General features: G+C 57.2%; 16 protein-coding genes. 5 read left to right on the forward strand and 11 right to left on the reverse strand.

What is annotated here, in order from left to right; genetic code table 11:
* Positions 1-1,494, forward strand: a 1,494-nt coding sequence (locus tag Q363_RS24580) for a glucoamylase family protein (protein WP_051979270.1), incomplete at its 5' end; no start/stop codon positions are given.
* 351 nt (positions 1,495-1,845) lie between these two features.
* Here the strand turns inward: Q363_RS24580 and Q363_RS24585 are convergent.
* Positions 1,846-2,487, reverse strand: a complete 642-nt coding sequence (locus Q363_RS24585) for a TetR/AcrR family transcriptional regulator (RefSeq protein ID WP_035356070.1) — start codon at positions 2,485-2,487, stop codon at positions 1,846-1,848.
* Between the two features lie 121 nt (positions 2,488-2,608).
* Between Q363_RS24585 and Q363_RS24590 the strand changes: the two genes are divergently transcribed.
* From Q363_RS24590 to Q363_RS24600, 3 genes are all read left to right on the forward strand, one after another.
* Positions 2,609-3,388: a VOC family protein gene (locus Q363_RS24590; RefSeq protein WP_035356071.1), complete on the forward strand. Its 780-nt coding sequence runs from the start codon at positions 2,609-2,611 to the stop codon at positions 3,386-3,388.
* Positions 3,389-3,487: 99 nt separating this feature from the next.
* Positions 3,488-3,973, forward strand: coding sequence for a VOC family protein (locus Q363_RS24595; RefSeq protein WP_035356072.1), 486 nt, complete (start codon positions 3,488-3,490; stop codon positions 3,971-3,973).
* 34 nt (positions 3,974-4,007) lie between these two features.
* Positions 4,008-4,469 (forward strand): DUF1569 domain-containing protein, encoded by a 462-nt coding sequence (locus Q363_RS24600; protein WP_035356073.1) that lies wholly within the window; start codon positions 4,008-4,010, stop codon positions 4,467-4,469.
* Positions 4,470-4,685: 216 nt separating this feature from the next.
* On the opposite strand, the gene Q363_RS24605 is transcribed toward Q363_RS24600, so the two are convergent.
* The gene (locus tag Q363_RS24605; protein WP_035356075.1) at positions 4,686-5,042 is read right to left on the reverse strand and encodes a hypothetical protein; all 357 of its coding nucleotides are present in this window, start codon (positions 5,040-5,042) and stop codon (positions 4,686-4,688) included.
* Between the two features lie 230 nt (positions 5,043-5,272).
* Positions 5,273-7,504, reverse strand: coding sequence for a winged helix-turn-helix domain-containing protein (locus tag Q363_RS24610; RefSeq protein ID WP_035356077.1), 2,232 nt, complete (start codon positions 7,502-7,504; stop codon positions 5,273-5,275).
* A 248-nt stretch (positions 7,505-7,752) separates the two neighbouring features.
* Between Q363_RS24610 and Q363_RS24615 the strand changes: the two genes are divergently transcribed.
* Positions 7,753-8,547 carry a retropepsin-like aspartic protease gene (locus tag Q363_RS24615; protein ID WP_281176075.1) on the forward strand — a complete coding sequence of 265 codons (795 nt, stop codon included), beginning with the start codon at positions 7,753-7,755 and terminating at the stop codon, positions 8,545-8,547.
* Between the two features lie 274 nt (positions 8,548-8,821).
* Here Q363_RS24615 and Q363_RS24620 read toward each other — a convergent pair whose 3' ends face one another.
* The 8 genes from Q363_RS24620 to Q363_RS24655 form a co-directional block, all read right to left on the reverse strand.
* Positions 8,822-9,472, reverse strand: a complete 651-nt coding sequence (locus Q363_RS24620; RefSeq protein WP_051979271.1) for a VOC family protein — start codon at positions 9,470-9,472, stop codon at positions 8,822-8,824.
* Between the two features lie 530 nt (positions 9,473-10,002).
* Positions 10,003-10,437, reverse strand: a complete 435-nt coding sequence (locus Q363_RS24625) for a hypothetical protein (RefSeq protein ID WP_035356081.1) — start codon at positions 10,435-10,437, stop codon at positions 10,003-10,005.
* A 642-nt stretch (positions 10,438-11,079) separates the two neighbouring features.
* The gene (locus Q363_RS24630) at positions 11,080-12,195 is read right to left on the reverse strand and encodes an ABC transporter permease (protein WP_035356083.1); all 1,116 of its coding nucleotides are present in this window, start codon (positions 12,193-12,195) and stop codon (positions 11,080-11,082) included.
* Positions 12,192-13,121 carry an ABC transporter ATP-binding protein gene (locus tag Q363_RS24635; protein ID WP_035356088.1) on the reverse strand — a complete coding sequence of 310 codons (930 nt, stop codon included), beginning with the start codon at positions 13,119-13,121 and terminating at the stop codon, positions 12,192-12,194. The genes Q363_RS24630 and Q363_RS24635 overlap by 4 nt, the downstream gene beginning before the upstream one ends.
* Positions 13,118-14,248 (reverse strand): HlyD family secretion protein, encoded by a 1,131-nt coding sequence (locus tag Q363_RS24640; protein ID WP_035356089.1) that lies wholly within the window; start codon positions 14,246-14,248, stop codon positions 13,118-13,120. The genes Q363_RS24635 and Q363_RS24640 overlap by 4 nt, the downstream gene beginning before the upstream one ends.
* 85 nt (positions 14,249-14,333) lie before the next feature.
* Complete coding sequence (locus Q363_RS24645; RefSeq protein WP_035356091.1) at positions 14,334-14,780, reverse strand: hypothetical protein; 447 nt, start codon at positions 14,778-14,780, stop codon at positions 14,334-14,336.
* A 12-nt stretch (positions 14,781-14,792) separates the two neighbouring features.
* Positions 14,793-15,023: a hypothetical protein gene (locus tag Q363_RS24650; protein WP_035356095.1), complete on the reverse strand. Its 231-nt coding sequence runs from the start codon at positions 15,021-15,023 to the stop codon at positions 14,793-14,795.
* The gene (locus tag Q363_RS24655) at positions 15,020-15,559 is read right to left on the reverse strand and encodes an RNA polymerase sigma factor (protein ID WP_035356097.1); all 540 of its coding nucleotides are present in this window, start codon (positions 15,557-15,559) and stop codon (positions 15,020-15,022) included. The genes Q363_RS24650 and Q363_RS24655 overlap by 4 nt, the downstream gene beginning before the upstream one ends.
* Positions 15,560-16,271 lie beyond the last annotated feature (712 nt).

A 16,271-nucleotide genomic window follows, 5' to 3' on the forward strand; every position in this document is an offset into this window, starting at 1 on the left:
TGGCAGGGCGCGGACGACCCGACAATTGCGCAGTATGTAATCTATCGTTCTCTGAACGGGGGGGCCTATAAGGCGATCGGGGTGCAGCGTTACGGCGTGAACAGATACGCGGACTATGTGGGAGACCCGCATGCGACGGCGAGCTACAAGGTCTCGGCTCGGACCTCGTCGATGGCGGAGTCGTCGATGACGGACGTGGCGACGGCAAAGACGCGGCCAATGACGGACGACGAGTTGCTGACGATGGTCGAGGAGGCGAGCTTCCGCTATTACTGGGAGGCGGCGGAGCCGGTATCAGGCATGGCGCGTGAGTCGCAGCCGGGAGCTGATGATGTCATCGCGCTGGGTGCGAGCGGCTTTGGTGTGATGGCGATGGTGGTCGCAGTCGACCGTGGTTTTATTACGCGTGAGCAAGGCATTGATCGCATGCTCCAGATCACGCGCTTTCTGGAGCGGGCAGACCGATACCACGGAGCATGGCCGCACTTCCTGGGGGGAAGGACAGGACACACCATCGCGGTCTTCGGGATTTACGACGATGGCGCGGACCTGGTGGAGACCTCGTTTTTGATGGAAGGCTTGCTGACAGCCCGGCAATACTTCAATGGAGAGAACCCAAAAGAGCGGGAACTGCGTGACAGAATCACGGCACTTTGGCTCGGGGTGGAGTGGGACTGGTTTCGCGCGACGCCGAAGCGGGACGCGCTGTATTGGCATTGGTCACCTGACTACGCCTTCCACATTGCGAATCGGCTTCAGGGCTGGAACGAGGTCATGATCACTTACTTGCTCGCGATCGCTTCCCCCACACACGGTGTTCCCGCCAGCTTGTACTGGACAGGATATGCGCGGGAGGGCACGGGTGGTCTGTACGGGATCAAAAAGACGTACTTCGGGATTCCGCTCGAACAGGGATACGTGGAGGGATCACCCGGGCCGTTGTTCTTCACTCAATATTCGTACCTGGGATATGATCCGCGCGGCATACGCGATAAATACACCAACTACTTCCGCAACAACCAAAACGAGTCGTTGGTGAGTCAGGCATACTCTGTGGCGAACCCCGGGCACTTCAAAGGTTATGGCAAGGATAGCTGGGGCCTGACGGCGGTAGACGGGCCTAACGACAGGTATCACGAGTACAAACCATTTGCCACGGACGACGGCACGATTGCGCCCACGGGAGCAATCAGCGCGTATCCATATACGCCGAATGCCTCCATGGCGGCGTTGAAGCACTGGTACCGCGACCTTGGGGCCCAGCTTTGGGACATCTACGGCTTTCGCGATGCATTCAACGAGCAGGAGAACTGGTATTCGGGAATCACGATGGGACTGAACCAGGCGCCACAGACTGTGATGATAGAGAACGGGCGCACAGGGTTGGTGTGGCGCACCTTTATGTCCAACCCCGAGATTCGGCCTATGCAACAATCGATTGGGCTCATGCCGGATAGGGACACTTTTCCGGATTCGGGAGCTGCATCGCGGTGAAGAGTGGACTCTTGAAAGTGCCATTGATGGACTGATGAACAAGGCGCAGACGTATAGGGTTCAAACGACTTCGTCAAAGCCTCTTGAGACCGTTCAGAAAAATTGACGTAACCACGCGGGCGGCCGGGTTCTGCTTCGCGGTTTTGGCTACTTTCCGGAAACGGTGTCGCCGGCAACTTCGCGTCCCGTCGATTCAGACGTTAATGAAGTTGCCGAAAAGGCGACTTTCAGGGAACTTCGGTCGGCTTGGTAAACACAAGTCTGCTTCTTGTCAGTAACGGGATTTTGACAAGCGAAAGTGTTTCCCGATGCAGTCGTCAATTCGGAACGATGCAGCTTTCGTTGAAACATCTAGCTGAGACCGCGTTCCACCATGATTACGAGCCGTTCGCCCAGCGCCAGCACCATCTTTTGCGGCATTTTATGCAACGGTCCCTCGAGTGCCAAAAGTGCCAGTCCGTGAACTGTCGACCATGCAAGATATTCTGCGTACTGGCGATCCTTCTTGCCGAGCAGGCCGCTTTCCAGCATTCGATCGAGAGCCAGCGAAAGCAGCTGAAACGGGTTTAGCCCCATAGACGCCGTATTCGCCGGGTTAGGAGAATGCACTGCCGGAGGAACCGAGAAAGCCGTGCGAAACATCCCCGGCTCCCTCATCGCGAATCCCAGATACCCCATGCCTACCGCGCGCAGGCTCTTTCGCGCAAATGCTTGCGGATCGCGTCCTGCTCTGTGCTTCTTCATCTCATCTTCAATTGCTGCGGCTACTCGCGACAGACATGCCGACCGCACCGCATCCAGCAGCTCAGCCTGGCCAGCAAAATGTCTATAAGCCGCATTCGGAGAGACACCCGCCTGCCGTGTTGCCTCTCGAAGAATGACTGCGTTGGGTCCTCCAGCACGGGCCATCTCGAGCCCGGCTGTGACGAGAGCGTTGCGAAGATCGCCGTGACGAAAGGTCTTGCGTTTCCCAATGGTGACGTTCTTTTTCATGGTCTGTTCAAGAAGAGTGTACCGCGAAAAGGACTATTGTAGACAGCATCCACATTTCAGTGATAGCGTATGTGGACGATGTTTACTTCATAGCGATACGTCGCTAAGTAGAAGGTGCGAAATGGCAGACGGATTCATCTGGTACGAACTCGTAACCAATGACGTGGACAAGGCAGTCAACTTTTACAAGAAAGTAGTCGGCTGGGACATCAAAGACTCCGGCATGCCGGGCATGAAGTACATGCTCTTCGGTAAAGACGGCAAAGATGTCGGTGGCATGATGACCTGGGCTGGCGCTGGCGCGCCTGAGCTTCCTACTCAGTGGATGGGTCACATCCACACTGCGAAGCTCGACGAAGAGCTGAAGGCTGTATCAGCCGACGGCGGGACTATTGTGAAGCCCGCTCAGGATATCCCCGGCGTCGGACGTTTCGCGGTCGTGCTGGATCCACAAAAGGTGAAATACCTGCTCTTCGAACCCAGTAAGCAAGATGCTCCTCCTCGCCTGGATCAGATGGCGGTGGGTAATGTGGGATGGCACGAACTACTTACCGATGATCAAGCGACGGCTTTTGACTACTACTCCAAGCATTACGGCTGGCAGAAGGACTTTGCGCACGACATGGGCGCCATGGGTACCTATCAAACCTTCCGGGCCGACAAGCCTCTCTACACCGGCGGAATGATGAACCGTAAAGCCCCCGGTATGCCCGAAGGTATTCCGCCACACTGGCAGTTCTACTTCACCGTCGACGACATCGAGGCGGCCCAGAAACGTGTGATCGATTCTGGAGGTAAAGTACTTCTGCCTCCCATGGACGTTCCCGGAGGCTCGCGCATCCTGCAGGCCACGGACGATCAGGGCGGCCACTTTGCTCTGATGCAGGGACCAAAATCATAACCGCGATTGACTTCATGCCCGGCGAAGCCGTTCTCCATTCGCAGGAGAACGGCCGCCGAACTTACGACGAACTTTGAAGAGCTGAGAGGAGAGACAAAGATGTCCGAGAAAATGATCACCTGCCTGTGGTTCGACCACGGGAAGGCCCGCGAAGCAGCCGAATTCTATGCCGCCACCTTCCCCGACAGCCACGTCGGTAAGACCAGCGCCTCACCCACGGACACGCCGTCGGGTCCCGAAGGCCAGGAACTCCTCGTTGAATTTACCGTCTGCGGGCGCGCTTTCCTGGGACTCAACGGCGGTCCGAAGTTCGTCCCCAACGAAACCGTCAGCTTCGTCATCCTCACCGAGGACCAGGCCGAGACCGACCGCCTGTGGAACGCCATCGTCAGCAACGGCGGCCAGGAAAGCATGTGCGGTTGGTGCAAAGACCGCTGGGGTTTTTCATGGCAGATCACTCCGCGCGCGCTGCTGGCGGCGACGACGGACCCGGATCGAGCTGCAGCCAAGCGCGCGATGAACGCGATGATGACGATGCGAAAGATCGACATCGCCGCGATCGAGGCCGCGCGCGCGAAACAGTAGCAGATCATCCACCCAAAGACGGAGAGCAGCTACGATGAAAGATCTCTTTGACCCCACTCTGGCAGATGACATAGAGCAGCGAATCATGCTCCTCCATCCTGAGAGTGAGCGGGGGTGGGGCAACATGACCCTTGCCCAGACCTTGGCTCACTGTACGTCTGGCATACAGATGGCGACGGGCGTCATCAACCCCAAGCGTGCATCCTTTCCCGCCAACGTCATCGGCCTGCTTATCAAGCCGCTTGTTTTCGGCGACGACAAGCCAATGCGCCGCAACTCACCCTCCTCACCGGAACTCTTCTCGGTGGACCCCACACAGTGCGACTTCGATCGCGAACGGACCCAGCTCATCGCAACGATCGACAGCTTTGTCACTAAGGGCTCAGCTCGATGCTCCCAGCACCCACATCCTTTCTTTGGTCCGCTCAAACCGCAGCAGTGGGCCATTCTCATGTACAAACACGTCGACCATCACCTACGACAGTTCGGCGTCTGAGGTACTAATCCGTAAACTTTAAGACGTTGTTTCCTGAAAACGAGGTTTCGGAAACAACCGGATCGAACTTGCCGGAAAGGTGACTTTTGAGGCACAACGGGATAGTCTTCCGGTTTGTCCGTCACTCGGGAGTCATCCGGATGGCTTCGGCAAGCCGACTTTCCGTACCTATAGTGCTAGTTAGAATCAAAGTTCGGTCTCAGTTGGCGCCCCCCACTAAGCAAGTGTGCCGTTCAGCGTCGGTAACTTCAACTCACCCAAATTGACGTTCACGTGGCGTTCTATTGCGACTCGATCACCAGCGAAGCGGCATAAGACAGTGTCGCAAAATGCTGACTCCACGTACTGCCAGGTCAACTCAAGTGCATCCGGGCTTCGCCAGACGGCACCTGCGACGACACGCATGGTGTCCGGTTCGTACTCATGATTCAGGCGCGCCCCGGTCATGGTCGTATTCTGCTCATGCAATTGGGCGAGACCGGCGACTATATCATCAGAGCCACGAGAGTCGGTGAGGGTAATGAACCTGATCTCGAGCGAAGTTGAAGACGACAGGGTCCGCTTCCAGATCATTGGATGCCAGCTTGAACGCTCGACCTGAAACCAGTACTTATATATGAACAGCCTTGCGTTCCGGGATTATTTTTGGTGAGAGGTTTAGTCCACAATGCACCCTGATAGTCACGGATACTATCGCTAGCAGCTTGCAGACGACGAGGCTGTTTGAGGGTGGCAGATCCGCAGTTCGCGAAATCGCCAGGTGCGCGCCGTTCAAAAGCGAAGCGATGGACCGGGATTCGAGGTCAGTTCATCAGCACCGTCAGGGGAGCGGCTCCGACCGAGGGCATCGAGTTGATCAGGAAGCGGCTGCCATCGGGGGAGACGGCATATTGGAACAGTACGAAACGCGGTCCGATGATTCGCGTTTGGAAGAGGACGTGGGGAACGCCTGCCACCGGCTCGTCATGCGAGGTGTCGATCGCTACCGCCATAAGCTTTTTGTCCATGGTGATATAGAAGAGTTCTTTTCCATCCGCGCGCCAGCGCGCTTGTGCGCCGCCATGATTGGATATCTGGATTCGTCGGCCGGGGCCGGGGAAACGACCTACATACACTTCAGGGTCTCCAGAGCCCGACGACCCAAGTCCGCTGAAGGCGATCCATCTCCCATCGGGAGAAAACTGGGCTTCCGCACCCGTTGCGTAAACTGTCTGCGAATGGTTCCTGAGGTCAAGAACCTCCAGCTCCGGCGCAACACTGTTCTGAAAATTCATGTAGACGAGAAAACGCCCGTCGGCCGACCAGTCGTTGAGAGCCAGACGATCGGAGGGCACCAGTCGCTCCAATTTGCCGGAACCATCGGTAGCCGCAACGTCGATGTACTTAGAAGTTCTGTCATGATTGGCTACATAAGCCACCCTTTTGCCGTCAGGGGAGAGAACCGGCAAACTATCTTTCCCTCCCTCTGAGACGCGGGTGCTTGTACCTCTGGCGAAATCGTAAATAAGGATGTATTGCTTGCCGTTGTGTTCCTCGTCGGAGGAGACTGCGAGCAGAGCGCCATCGCGGGAGAGAGCAGGATCGCGATAGCCGGTTCTGGGTAGTTCTTCCAGTTCTTTACCGGAACGGTCAAACCATGCGAGCCGGGAGAGGCTTTCAGTTGCCGACTGGAAGACGACCACACCGTTGTCCGAAACCGAGAATCCGGAACTGGAAAAGGCCGGGGCCTCTTCCAGTTCCTGTCGCGAGACAACTTCCGGCCGACCCGTAAGCTGCAGCCGTTTGAGATCGAACGACTGCACCATGAGGCTGCGATCGCGGACGTAGTAGAGGCGCGAGGACGCGAACTGAGTATTGCCGATGATCTCGGAAGAGATCAATTTGCTTTCCTGCGTACTTAGAGACCCGACATAGATTCCCTGCTTCTGAGCGGGCTTCGAGCTCCCGCGAAGGAAATATAGAAAGTGGTCTCCATCCGGAAGAGCGGACGGCCAAAGTATCGGGGCGTTCGGCGCGTTGCCCTTCGTGACGAGCTCCGGTTCACCACCCGAGGCTGATATCTTGAGTATCGAGTTGTAGCCGATGTCGCTGGGCCCATTAGATCCAGCGAAGATGATCGTGCCTCGATCGTTCCATGCCCCGCCAAAGCCACCGGGTGCGTCGCATAGAATCTGGACGGCGCCGCTGCCCGGATCAACGCTCTTCAGCTTGGACGCCTGGAAGAAGCCCACCTGACGACTATCCGGTGACCAGAAGGGGTACGTGGCGCCCTCCGTGCCAGTCAGTTGCTGCGCGGCTCCTGCGGCCAAAGACCGGATCCACAATGCGGTGCCACCATCCTGCGCGGCAGCCGCAAACGCGAGCCGCCGGCCATCAGGCGCGATGGCGAAATTGTAGGGAACGAACGAAGTAGAGGGCGGTGGAAGTAAGGAAAGGCGAAGATGCCGGCTCTCCGCCGGCTGTATGCTGCGCCAATGGGCAACTCCGAGCCAGGTCAACAGGGCGATACACAGAGCCGCCACTCCCCACGCAAATCTTTCCCGGCGGCGCGGCGCCGGTTCAGACGCTTTTGTGAGGCCCACTTCTCCGGAGATCCACTTCAGCTCTCTCGACAAATCTCGCGCGCTTTGCACAGGTGTCTCGACAAAATCAACCTCGCTCAGACCAATCGCCTTGTCGGTCGCTTGCAGATCTTCCGAGGCGATTTCAGAAACCTCAACCTTGCACACGAGCCGGTATCCGACTGTGGCAACGGTTTCGATGAAACGCGGCTCGTTGACGTCGTCGCCCAGCAGGCGGCGCAGCAGCCAGATGCAACGCGTAAGCGAACCCTCTGTAACGACGGTATCGCCCCATACGGAATTCAGCAGTTCTTCCTTCGAGATCAACTTTTGGGGGTTGCGCAGCAAGAGTAAGAGAACGCGAAACGCCTTCGGCTCGACCGCCAACACCTTGCCCGCCTTGAGGAGCGAGAATTCCCGCTCGCGAACCTCAACGTCGGAGAAGCGGAAAACAAAGGACTTATTCCCCATCATATTTTCACAATCCGACCTAAGAAATCCATGATCTGTATCGAGAAACTGATAAGGAGCCCATCAAGACCAAGTAGAGTTATGCGCCCAGAGTTTCTTCAGCCAGACCGGCTGAGGATCTCAAAATGTCTGCCTTCAAGTGGTTCGCTTCCTTCGTTCTTGCCGCAACCATTGTCCCGGCACTTCCCGCAGAACCGCATTGCCCTGGAAATGTCGCAAGTGTACCCTTCCGTCTTATAAACCGCTACCAGATGATCGTGGCGGTATCCGTAAACCATTCCGGCCCCTACAACTTTCTGTTGGACACCGGCACACAGATGACGATGGTCGATCCCGCCTTGGCTGCTGAGCTCCATCTGAATACTCAGGGCTCGGCCGGGATAGCAGGAGTCGGATTTCTTGCATCCGCTCCCTTCGCGCAACTCGACCTGCTCGAAGTCGGCTCCCATGCCGTCGCCAATCAAAAGGTACTCGTGTTTGACTTCCAGAATTCCCATTCCGTCGATCTCCACCTTTTTCGCGGTGTCCTCGGCGAGGATTTTCTCGGCGAATTCGATATGTTGATCGACAATGCTCACAACCTGCTTTGTCTCGACGACTCATCTGCCATGGCCGCCGACGTCAAAGGACCGCATATCGCACTGATGGCACCAGCTCGGGCGACTAACGGTATGCCGGTGCTCAGGTCGCTCATCATCGCGGCTCGTCTATCCGACGGGACGCGACCCGTTCGCCTAAAGCTTGACTCCGGCACGAACGTCTCTTTCCTGTTCTACATCGCTCGATATATGCCGCTGGAATTATTAGCAAGGACCTCGTTGCTTGGTGGCGGTTTCGATAGAGCACAACGTCCAGTTTCGACCATACCGCTTCAGGACTTGCAGATCGGCTCACTTGAATTCCCCAAGGTGTCCTTCTTCACATACGCAGACTCCTTAGAAGGACTCTCCCGCAAATTCGCCTACGATGGACTCCTGACTCTGGGGATCTTCCGGCGCGTTTTCATCTGCCACGCTCATCACTTTGCTGTCTTTGAGCCGTGGTAGGACGGAAGTATTCGATGTTCGGGTCTGGTGAATGAATTACGAGCTGTGTTTTCGCCACCTACAAGCGAAGTCAAATTAAAGCTAGGCCTAATCTCAAGTGATGAGAACAGGCTGATTCACTCATCGGGCGCTGAACAGAGAGCCTTGTGGCGTTCCGGGTGTGTGGTCGTCAAACAGGAAGTAATCCAGCAGCAGAGGATGACTTTCGTGTAGCCCTTGGTCCTCCCACAATCTCCGGCGAAGCGCTGTTGAGGATCGAATTTCTCTCGTCTGATCACAATTGAAAGACGACTGGCAGATGCGGCCTGAAATCCATAATCTCCTTGCGCTGGTTGCCGTCGAATTCAATTTCAAGAAGAGTGATTGGTCCATCTTGAGATGAAAGAATTCCATTCTCGACCATGCTCTGAGACGCGGTGGAGCGAAGCGGCACGGGGGTAGTCAGAGCTAAGCTTGTGATCTCACAAATACCAATCGGATGCTCTACAAACCGCTGTTCACGATCAAAACGCCGCATGAAGCCAAGGTAGACCCACATCGGCTCCTCAACTCCCGCTTCGCCGAGATGCATAACGAGCGGATCTGGTAAGTAGGACGGCCGATACATCCAGGCCGGAAACGGCGACTCCGTATTCTGAGAATCGACAGGGCGCACGCAAATGCCGAAGGGAGAGGCTTTACCTTTCCGACCAGACCACCTCTCCCAAAGTTGAGTGGGTCGTGAGCATTCGCTTTGCGCTTCTTCTGCATCGTTCACCCACAGCAACTCAATCATGGCGTTCGCGAAGGCAAAACAACGGTTCGCCGTGCCTTGCCCGGGGTGCCGATTTGGCGGTCCCTCACGCAAGCCGAACCGAACAAATTCCTCAGCCTCGGGAGCGCCGGGAGCGGTGCAGACGAATACATGGTCCAACTCAATGCGCATGCGAGCGAGTCTACTAAAATCCAGTCGGAGAGATCGCAACAGAACAAGCCTTTGACGCGAAATTATTCTGGGCGAGTGGTCGCTAGCCTACATCGGAAGCGCCCTGGCCATGATGCGCGTCGAAAGGCGAGGTGTTGATCCGAGGCGCTTTCGATTAGGAGGCAAGAAGGAAGGCGCAGGCGCTTGCCGCGGATGCGATGAGTCTATGGAGATTGAATCAAAGCACGTCTGTAATCAGCCATTTAGCTAGATGAACGATGGCCGATGAAGCGATCTCTGCAAGCCCATACACCCCGAGTATGGCACAGTCGAGCGTCCGCGGCGCCTGCGGCTTCGTTCTTGTCGGTAATACGGAATGTGTAATTCCTGTAGACGAAACTGCCTTCTCGACAAGGGCTGATCGAACAAGATCGGTTGCGCCGTACAAATCGTCCTCTAGCAGCCAAGGAATTTGCCCATGGTTCCATATGTGGGCTCGGGCTTCGGGTCATCGCGATCATGCCATCTCGATGACTGTCTCGAGTTCCGAACTACCTGCGGTCTCTTGACGTTTTGAGCCCAGTTGCCAACCGCCGCCACGATACGCGCCGCCGCCAGACGGCGGGATGCCTGTTCGGACTTCGTTCCACCCTGAACTCACTGAGCACCTGCGGCTCATGGCCGTCTTCTACCACCTGAAGCGTCCACGTATTGCTTTCATTTGGCAACAGCAGAAAGATGGCTCGCAAGCTTCTGACCACGAATTCGATGACGCCAACGCCGTCCTTAACATCGAGACGCGGTTCCAACTCTAGCTTTTCCTTGCTAGTGAAATCGAACGCTTCCTCGATGCGTGCGCCGAGCTCGCGCAGCAGTCTCTCTCGCTCTTTCTCTCTGAACCGCTCCGCTTCTTCTGCGATCTTACGGTCTGCCTCTACTACCAATTTGCGAGCCTGCTCAAACACATCTACCAGCGCCTGATCCATGGGGGAGGGCCTCTCAAGCCATTGTGACCGACCAGAAACATCCGCGTACTCCACAAACGGGGTATTCCAAGGAAAGAGTGTCTTGACACGCACGTTGAAGATAGACTTTCGGTGAGTGACATAGCGATTTGTACTAAACCCGCTCCGCAGGTAGGTGGAAGCATGGTAGATTTTTGGGCAGGACAAATTGCATGTTGCGCACGGCAGTCACAACGCTTCCGCTCAAGTCCGCACAAAATAGCTGCGATGGATTGAATCCCCTTAAAGCAATTGTCCTGCCAAAACCTATCCGGGTTTAGTACAAATCGCCGTATCCACAATGCTCGGTCCAAAATCTTCTGCAGGCCAAACTCTGCCTGCCGAGCACTGTCGATACGGCGCTATGGATTTGGCACCAATTGAGATGGCGCTGGGTTACTTCCTGTTAACCGACCAACCGCCCAGAACCTGAGTCGCGGGCACCAGCGCATCGGTGTCTGTTACCACCAACTGAGCTGGCAACCGGCTTATAGAATCGGTCGTCAGGCAGCAAAAAACTCTTACTGCAAAGGCTGCGAGCGGGCTCGGACAGTCTAGAGGTCGAGACTTCGTCAGCGAACTGTAGCACTTTGTCTCGTAGGTATTTTGGGAAGGTGATGAGGGCTACCGTCCGCGCTGGTTGACGAACTGGCGTGCCGCAAGGAGGACGGTAGTGCATCCCATGAGAGTGAGAACCAGAGCGTTGAGCCACAGGTCTGTGAAGCCGGCGCCACGCAAAATGACGCCGCGGAGGATCTGGATGTAGTAGGTGGCTGGGATCATACGGCTGACGGCGCGAAAGAATGGCGGCATGGTGTCGATGAGAAAGATGTAGCCGGAGAGAAAGACCGAGGGCAGGACGGTGCCCATGGAGAGTTGAAAAGCCTCCGCCTGGGTTCGCGCTTTGGTTGAGATGAAGAGACCCACTCCGAGAACCGTAAGCAGGAAGGGCAGCGACATTCCGAGTAGGGCGAAGACATTGCCGTGAATAGGCACCTGAAAGACGATGCGCATGATCGTGAGGATGAGGCAGAGTTCTCCAAAGCCCAGAACACCGTAGGGAATCATTTTTCCGACCATAAGGCCAAGGGGGGCGACAGGAGTCATGGTGAGTTGCTCTAGGGTGCCACGCTCGCGCTCTCGCACGAGGCTGAGTGCGATGAGCAGGATGATCATTACCTGCAGAAGGACAGCGATGAGGCCGGGGACGAAGAAGTTTGCCGAGCGCGTCGCTGGGTTGTAGAGGACAGAGGGGCGGACTTCGATGGGCATCTGCGCGTGGCCGAGGATGCGAGTGAGAGACTGCTCGAGGGCGACGCCGGTGGATGCGTTGACCGCTTGTCCGGCCACGGAGGAATCCGATCCATCGATGAGGACGAGGACGGTGGCGGTGGCGCCGCTCTGGAGTTGACGGGCATAGTCGTAGGGAATCTTGATTGCCACACGTGCCTTGCCTGCACGCATGGCCGCGTACATGTCGGTGTTCGATTGGACGGTGAGGGCCATGCGAAAGGTGTCGGATGCAGCGAAGCTTTCGAGGAGTTGGCGACTTGGCTGCGAGTGCGACTCGTCGAAGATGACGGTGGGAATTTGGCGGATGTTCGTGTCGACTGCGAAGCCGAACAGGAAGAGCTGAATGAGGGGAATCAGCAGAGCAAAGAAGAGCGTGCCCGGGTCGCGAACGACGTGGGTAAACTCTTTGCGGCAGACGGGCCAGAGACCGTAAAAGAGAGCGTTCATTTCGTGGCCTCCATGATCTGGTAGGTCAAGGTAACGAAGACGTCTTCGAGCGAAGGCACGATCGTTTGGATCTTTGCCTGGTGGAATTGCGCGCGGAGGGTGTCGATCTGGGTGGACTCGATGAGGGAGTGGATAGAGCGGCCGAAGATGGTGGCTTCGCGCACGCCTGGTTGTTTGCGCAATGCGGCGAGGACAGTGGAGGTATCGGGGGTTTCAATTTCCACGCGCGAGGTGCCGGCAGGGTTGGCCTCGGGCAAATGCTGGAGTTCGCTGATGGTGCCGAGAGCGATGAGCTTTGACATGTAGATGTAGCCGACGCGGCCGCAACGCTCGGCCTCGTCCATATAGTGGGTGGTGACGAAGAAGGTGACTCCTTGGGCGGACAAGAGAAAGAAGAGGTCCCACAGGGAACGGCGCGCGACGGGATCGATGCCCGCAGTGGGCTCGTCGAGGAAGACGACCTCCGGCGAGTGGATGATGGCGCAGCCGAGGGCGAGGCGCTGCTTCCATCCGCCGGAGAGTGCGCTGACACGGCGGTGAAGATAGGGTTCGAGCCCGGTGAGCGCGACGATCTCCTGGATGCGCTGGTGCGAGCGAGGGCCGGTGATGCCGTAGACGCCCGCGTAGAAACCGAGGTTCTCGGAGACGGTGAGGTCTTCGTAGAGGCCGAATTTTTGCGACATGTAGCCAACATGCCGCTTTATCGCGGCGGCATCTTTTCGGATGTCCATGCCGAGGATGGTGCCGGTGCCTTCAGTAGGGGTGATGAGTCCACAGAGGGCCTTGATGATGGTGGTTTTGCCGGAGCCATTCGGGCCGAGGAATCCGAAGAGTTCCCCTTTGTCGATGTTGAAGGAGACGTCGCTGACTGCCGTGAAATCGCCGAAGCGGATGGTGAGGTGGTCGGCGGTGATGACGGGAGTCATTGCATCCGTACCGTTGCGGACATACCGGATTTGAGCGCGCCGTCGGAGTTGTCGACGCGAACCCTGACTCCGAAGACCTGGTGTTGACGGTCGTCACGGGTCTGTACATTGCGGGGGAGGAACTCTGCCTGGGCGGCGATCTCCTGGATGTGTCCTGTGAAGGGACGACCACGGAACGAGTCGACCTCGACTTGTGCGGGCTGGCCGATGCGGACGCTGGCGAGGTCGGTCTCGGGGACGTAGACCTTCACCCAGAGCTGCGAGGATTCGAGCATGGTGATAACGATCTTTCCGGGACCCACGAGGTCTCCGGGGCGCACGCTGACTGTCTGCAGGAGTCCGTCGGCTGGGGAAAAGAGTTCGGCCTCCTTTAACTGCACATCGAGTTCGTCGACCCGTGCCTTGGCCTCATCGAACTTTGCGCGGCCTGCGTCGATGTCCTCCTTGCGATAGCCATGCTGCATGAGGTCCGCCGCTGCCTGTGCCTGACGATAGCGTTCCCGGGAGGCATGGAGGTCTTCCTTGCGGGTTCCTGCCTGCAGAAGCGCGAGACGCTGACGAAGAGACTCGGCTTTCTGAGCCGTCGAATCACGGGTTGCCTTTGCATTGTCGTACTGCTGGCGAGAGACGGTCTCGTAACGTACGAGCATCTCCATTCGTTGGTAGTTCGTTTGGGCGTTCGTGGCATCGGCTTTGGCCGATGCGTAGTCTGCTTCGGCCTGCTGCAACTCCTGTGACCGGGGGCCGTTCTCGGCGGCATCGAGCATGGCGCGCTGCTCCTGCGCGGTCGCATTGGCTTGCGCAATCTCTTCGGGACGATAGCCGCGTTGGAGTCGTTGGAGATCAGCCTCGGCCTGCTTGAACTGCGCCTGGGCCTGTGCGCGCTGCGCCTTCAGGTCATCGAACTCGAATTGCGCCAGCAGGGTCCCGGCCTTGACTGCCTGGCCCTCTTCGACGGGAACCTGGATGACGCGACCGCCAATCTTTGAGCCGATCTGGATCTCCCGCGTTTCGATGGTGCCGGAGTAGACGAAGGAATTTCTCGAATTCGCGCAGGAATGGATGAGCCATCCGACAACGACGAGGACTGCGAGCGCGGCGATTCCAATAATCACCGTGCGTTTCATGCCATACCCTCCAGGCCAAGCTTGAGGCGTGCGCGCATATTGTGCGCATCTGGATTCCGTGCAGGGACCACACTGAAGCTGCCCTTCACGCGATTCCCAATACCTGATTCAGAAATCCCACCACATACTTCCACACGAGGTAATAGAGCACCACTGCGCCGAGGAACCAGAGCGCGACGACCATGTAAGGGACGCTGATGGCCTGGAACCAGGTGACGCCGTGCGCGCCGATCGCCAGGAATCCGCCACATACGGCCGAGAATGCTCCGATCGACGCCAAAATCACCGGCAGCAGCGCGCCATGGAGACCGATGGGCAAATGGCGGTGCGGCCGGGACCATACATAGAGTATGTTCCAGAGGCCGAAGGCATTGGGTACGAGCGCCATCGGGAAAATGATGACGCGTTCCAGGGGGATGGGAACCTGCAAGACCAGCCGCGTCACGATAAATACAGTGAGCGCGACCAGCAAAGCCAGGCTGGGCACGACCGTACCGGCCATGTAGGCGCGAAGATAAGGGTGAGTGTTCATGATGTCCTCCGATTACAGGTGATAGAGAAACACCGGAATGGCTCCCGGGAAAAATACGAGGAGCGCAGTCACTGCCGCGAGCAGAGCCCAATCAAACCATGGAACCTTGGCAGGACTCGCTTCGAGGCGCTTCAGCATCGTGGGCCAGAGGTCGCGTCGCAGTTCCGAGCCAACTTGGCCGGTGATCGGTTGCATTGTCTCCGTAAGGAGTTGCTTGATGCGTTCCTGGTCTTGTTCATTCACGGTTCGACTCCTTGTCGCTTCAATTCTTTTCTCAGAAGGCGAAGGGCTCGGAAGACGCGCAGCTTAACGGCTCCCGTGGAAATGCCCAGCGCCTCGGCGATTTCCTTGTATGGCTGATCTTCGATCAGCGCCAGCGTGGCCGCGACTTGCAGTTTCGGCGGAAGCCGGCGGAACGCACGCGCCATTTTCCGGCGAAGCTCCTCGGAGATGCCGGGGTCTGGCAACGGCGGCGACGGCAGATCGTCTGGGAGGTCCAGTTCAGGACGCACGGTCTTCAGGTGATCGAGCGCAGCGTTGGTGGCGATGCGTCGCGCCCACGACCCGAAGCTGCGTGTAGGGTCAAAGCGTGCGTGGGCGCGATAGATGCGCCAGAAGGTTTCGACGGTGAGGTCCTCGGCTGCAGCCGGATCTCGAACGATGTGAACGATCCAACCGTATACCTCGCTCTGATGCCGGCGAAACAGCGCCTCGAAGGCGTTGAGGTCACCGTGACAAAAGTGCGGCAGTATGTCGGATGGCTGTTCCAGCACTGGCATCTTCTCCCCTCTATATTTGCTTACGGCGAGAAGGGGACCAGGGTTACAGGATTTCTTACCTATCCTCTCCAAAATAGCGGAATGTCAACTAACCAGTGATGTAGGGCGACTTGGCCATTGTGCCCGAATCGCGGGCCAGTCGGAACATTGACTGGCCCTTTTTCAGAACTAACCTGGTGGCGCGCTGGCCGGATCACTTCCTGGTGGTCGACCATCCAGGAGTTACCTCGAATCGATGCACTTACTTTAAAGTCTTTTGTCACCAATCCAATAGCGAGGACCGGGACCGAGTCGGCTGGCCCGATCACCAGGGTTGGCAAGTTGACAGTCCTGTAGTGACAAGCAGCCGCATCGGATCATGTTGTTTGCGCATCCAATGTCAGTCGGCGACGGAAGTAAGACCAATCGGTGGTTCTGGATGATACCCGTCATCGGTTGCCTTGGCCTGAGAATGATGACGAACCCCAACGAGCAGCTTGTCTAAGCACGGCGCGGTAAACTGGGGATCCATGCAGTATGTTCATATCCTCGCTCTGATTGATGCTGATCTCGAACGTCTTAAAAAGGTTCGGCTACTTCTAACCACACTTGACACTCCCCCGAAGGGAACTCAGAAAAGAGCACCGAATCCTCCGGTCCGCTCAAAGACGCTCAGGACCGGCGAAAGACCAAAGCCCTCTGCGCCTGCGCGCCAGATCGATGAGCACGAGGT

It is taken from the genome of Edaphobacter aggregans DSM 19364 (genome assembly GCF_000745965.1).
Classification (GTDB): Bacteria; Acidobacteriota; Terriglobia; order Terriglobales; family Acidobacteriaceae; genus Edaphobacter; species Edaphobacter aggregans.

What these genes read in the sequence shown, in the direction of transcription:
- Q363_RS24585 (WP_035356070.1), bottom strand. Translation starts at nt 2,487, where the DNA reads ATGAAAAAGAACGTCACCATTGGGAAACGCAAGACCTTTCGTCACGGC.
- Q363_RS24590 (WP_035356071.1), top strand. Translation starts at nt 2,609, where the DNA reads ATGGCAGACGGATTCATCTGGTACGAACTCGTAACCAATGACGTGGAC.
- Q363_RS24595 (WP_035356072.1), top strand. Translation starts at nt 3,488, where the DNA reads ATGTCCGAGAAAATGATCACCTGCCTGTGGTTCGACCACGGGAAGGCC.
- Q363_RS24600 (WP_035356073.1), top strand. Translation starts at nt 4,008, where the DNA reads ATGAAAGATCTCTTTGACCCCACTCTGGCAGATGACATAGAGCAGCGA.
- Q363_RS24605 (WP_035356075.1), bottom strand. Translation starts at nt 5,042, where the DNA reads ATGATCTGGAAGCGGACCCTGTCGTCTTCAACTTCGCTCGAGATCAGG.
- Q363_RS24610 (WP_035356077.1), bottom strand. Translation starts at nt 7,504, where the DNA reads ATGATGGGGAATAAGTCCTTTGTTTTCCGCTTCTCCGACGTTGAGGTT.
- Q363_RS24615 (WP_281176075.1), top strand. Translation starts at nt 7,753, where the DNA reads ATGATCGTGGCGGTATCCGTAAACCATTCCGGCCCCTACAACTTTCTG.
- Q363_RS24620 (WP_051979271.1), bottom strand. Translation starts at nt 9,472, where the DNA reads ATGCGCATTGAGTTGGACCATGTATTCGTCTGCACCGCTCCCGGCGCT.
- Q363_RS24625 (WP_035356081.1), bottom strand. Translation starts at nt 10,437, where the DNA reads ATGGATCAGGCGCTGGTAGATGTGTTTGAGCAGGCTCGCAAATTGGTA.
- Q363_RS24630 (WP_035356083.1), bottom strand. Translation starts at nt 12,195, where the DNA reads ATGAACGCTCTCTTTTACGGTCTCTGGCCCGTCTGCCGCAAAGAGTTT.
- Q363_RS24635 (WP_035356088.1), bottom strand. Translation starts at nt 13,121, where the DNA reads ATGACTCCCGTCATCACCGCCGACCACCTCACCATCCGCTTCGGCGAT.
- Q363_RS24640 (WP_035356089.1), bottom strand. Translation starts at nt 14,248, where the DNA reads ATGAAACGCACGGTGATTATTGGAATCGCCGCGCTCGCAGTCCTCGTC.
- Q363_RS24645 (WP_035356091.1), bottom strand. Translation starts at nt 14,780, where the DNA reads ATGAACACTCACCCTTATCTTCGCGCCTACATGGCCGGTACGGTCGTG.
- Q363_RS24655 (WP_035356097.1), bottom strand. Translation starts at nt 15,559, where the DNA reads ATGCCAGTGCTGGAACAGCCATCCGACATACTGCCGCACTTTTGTCAC.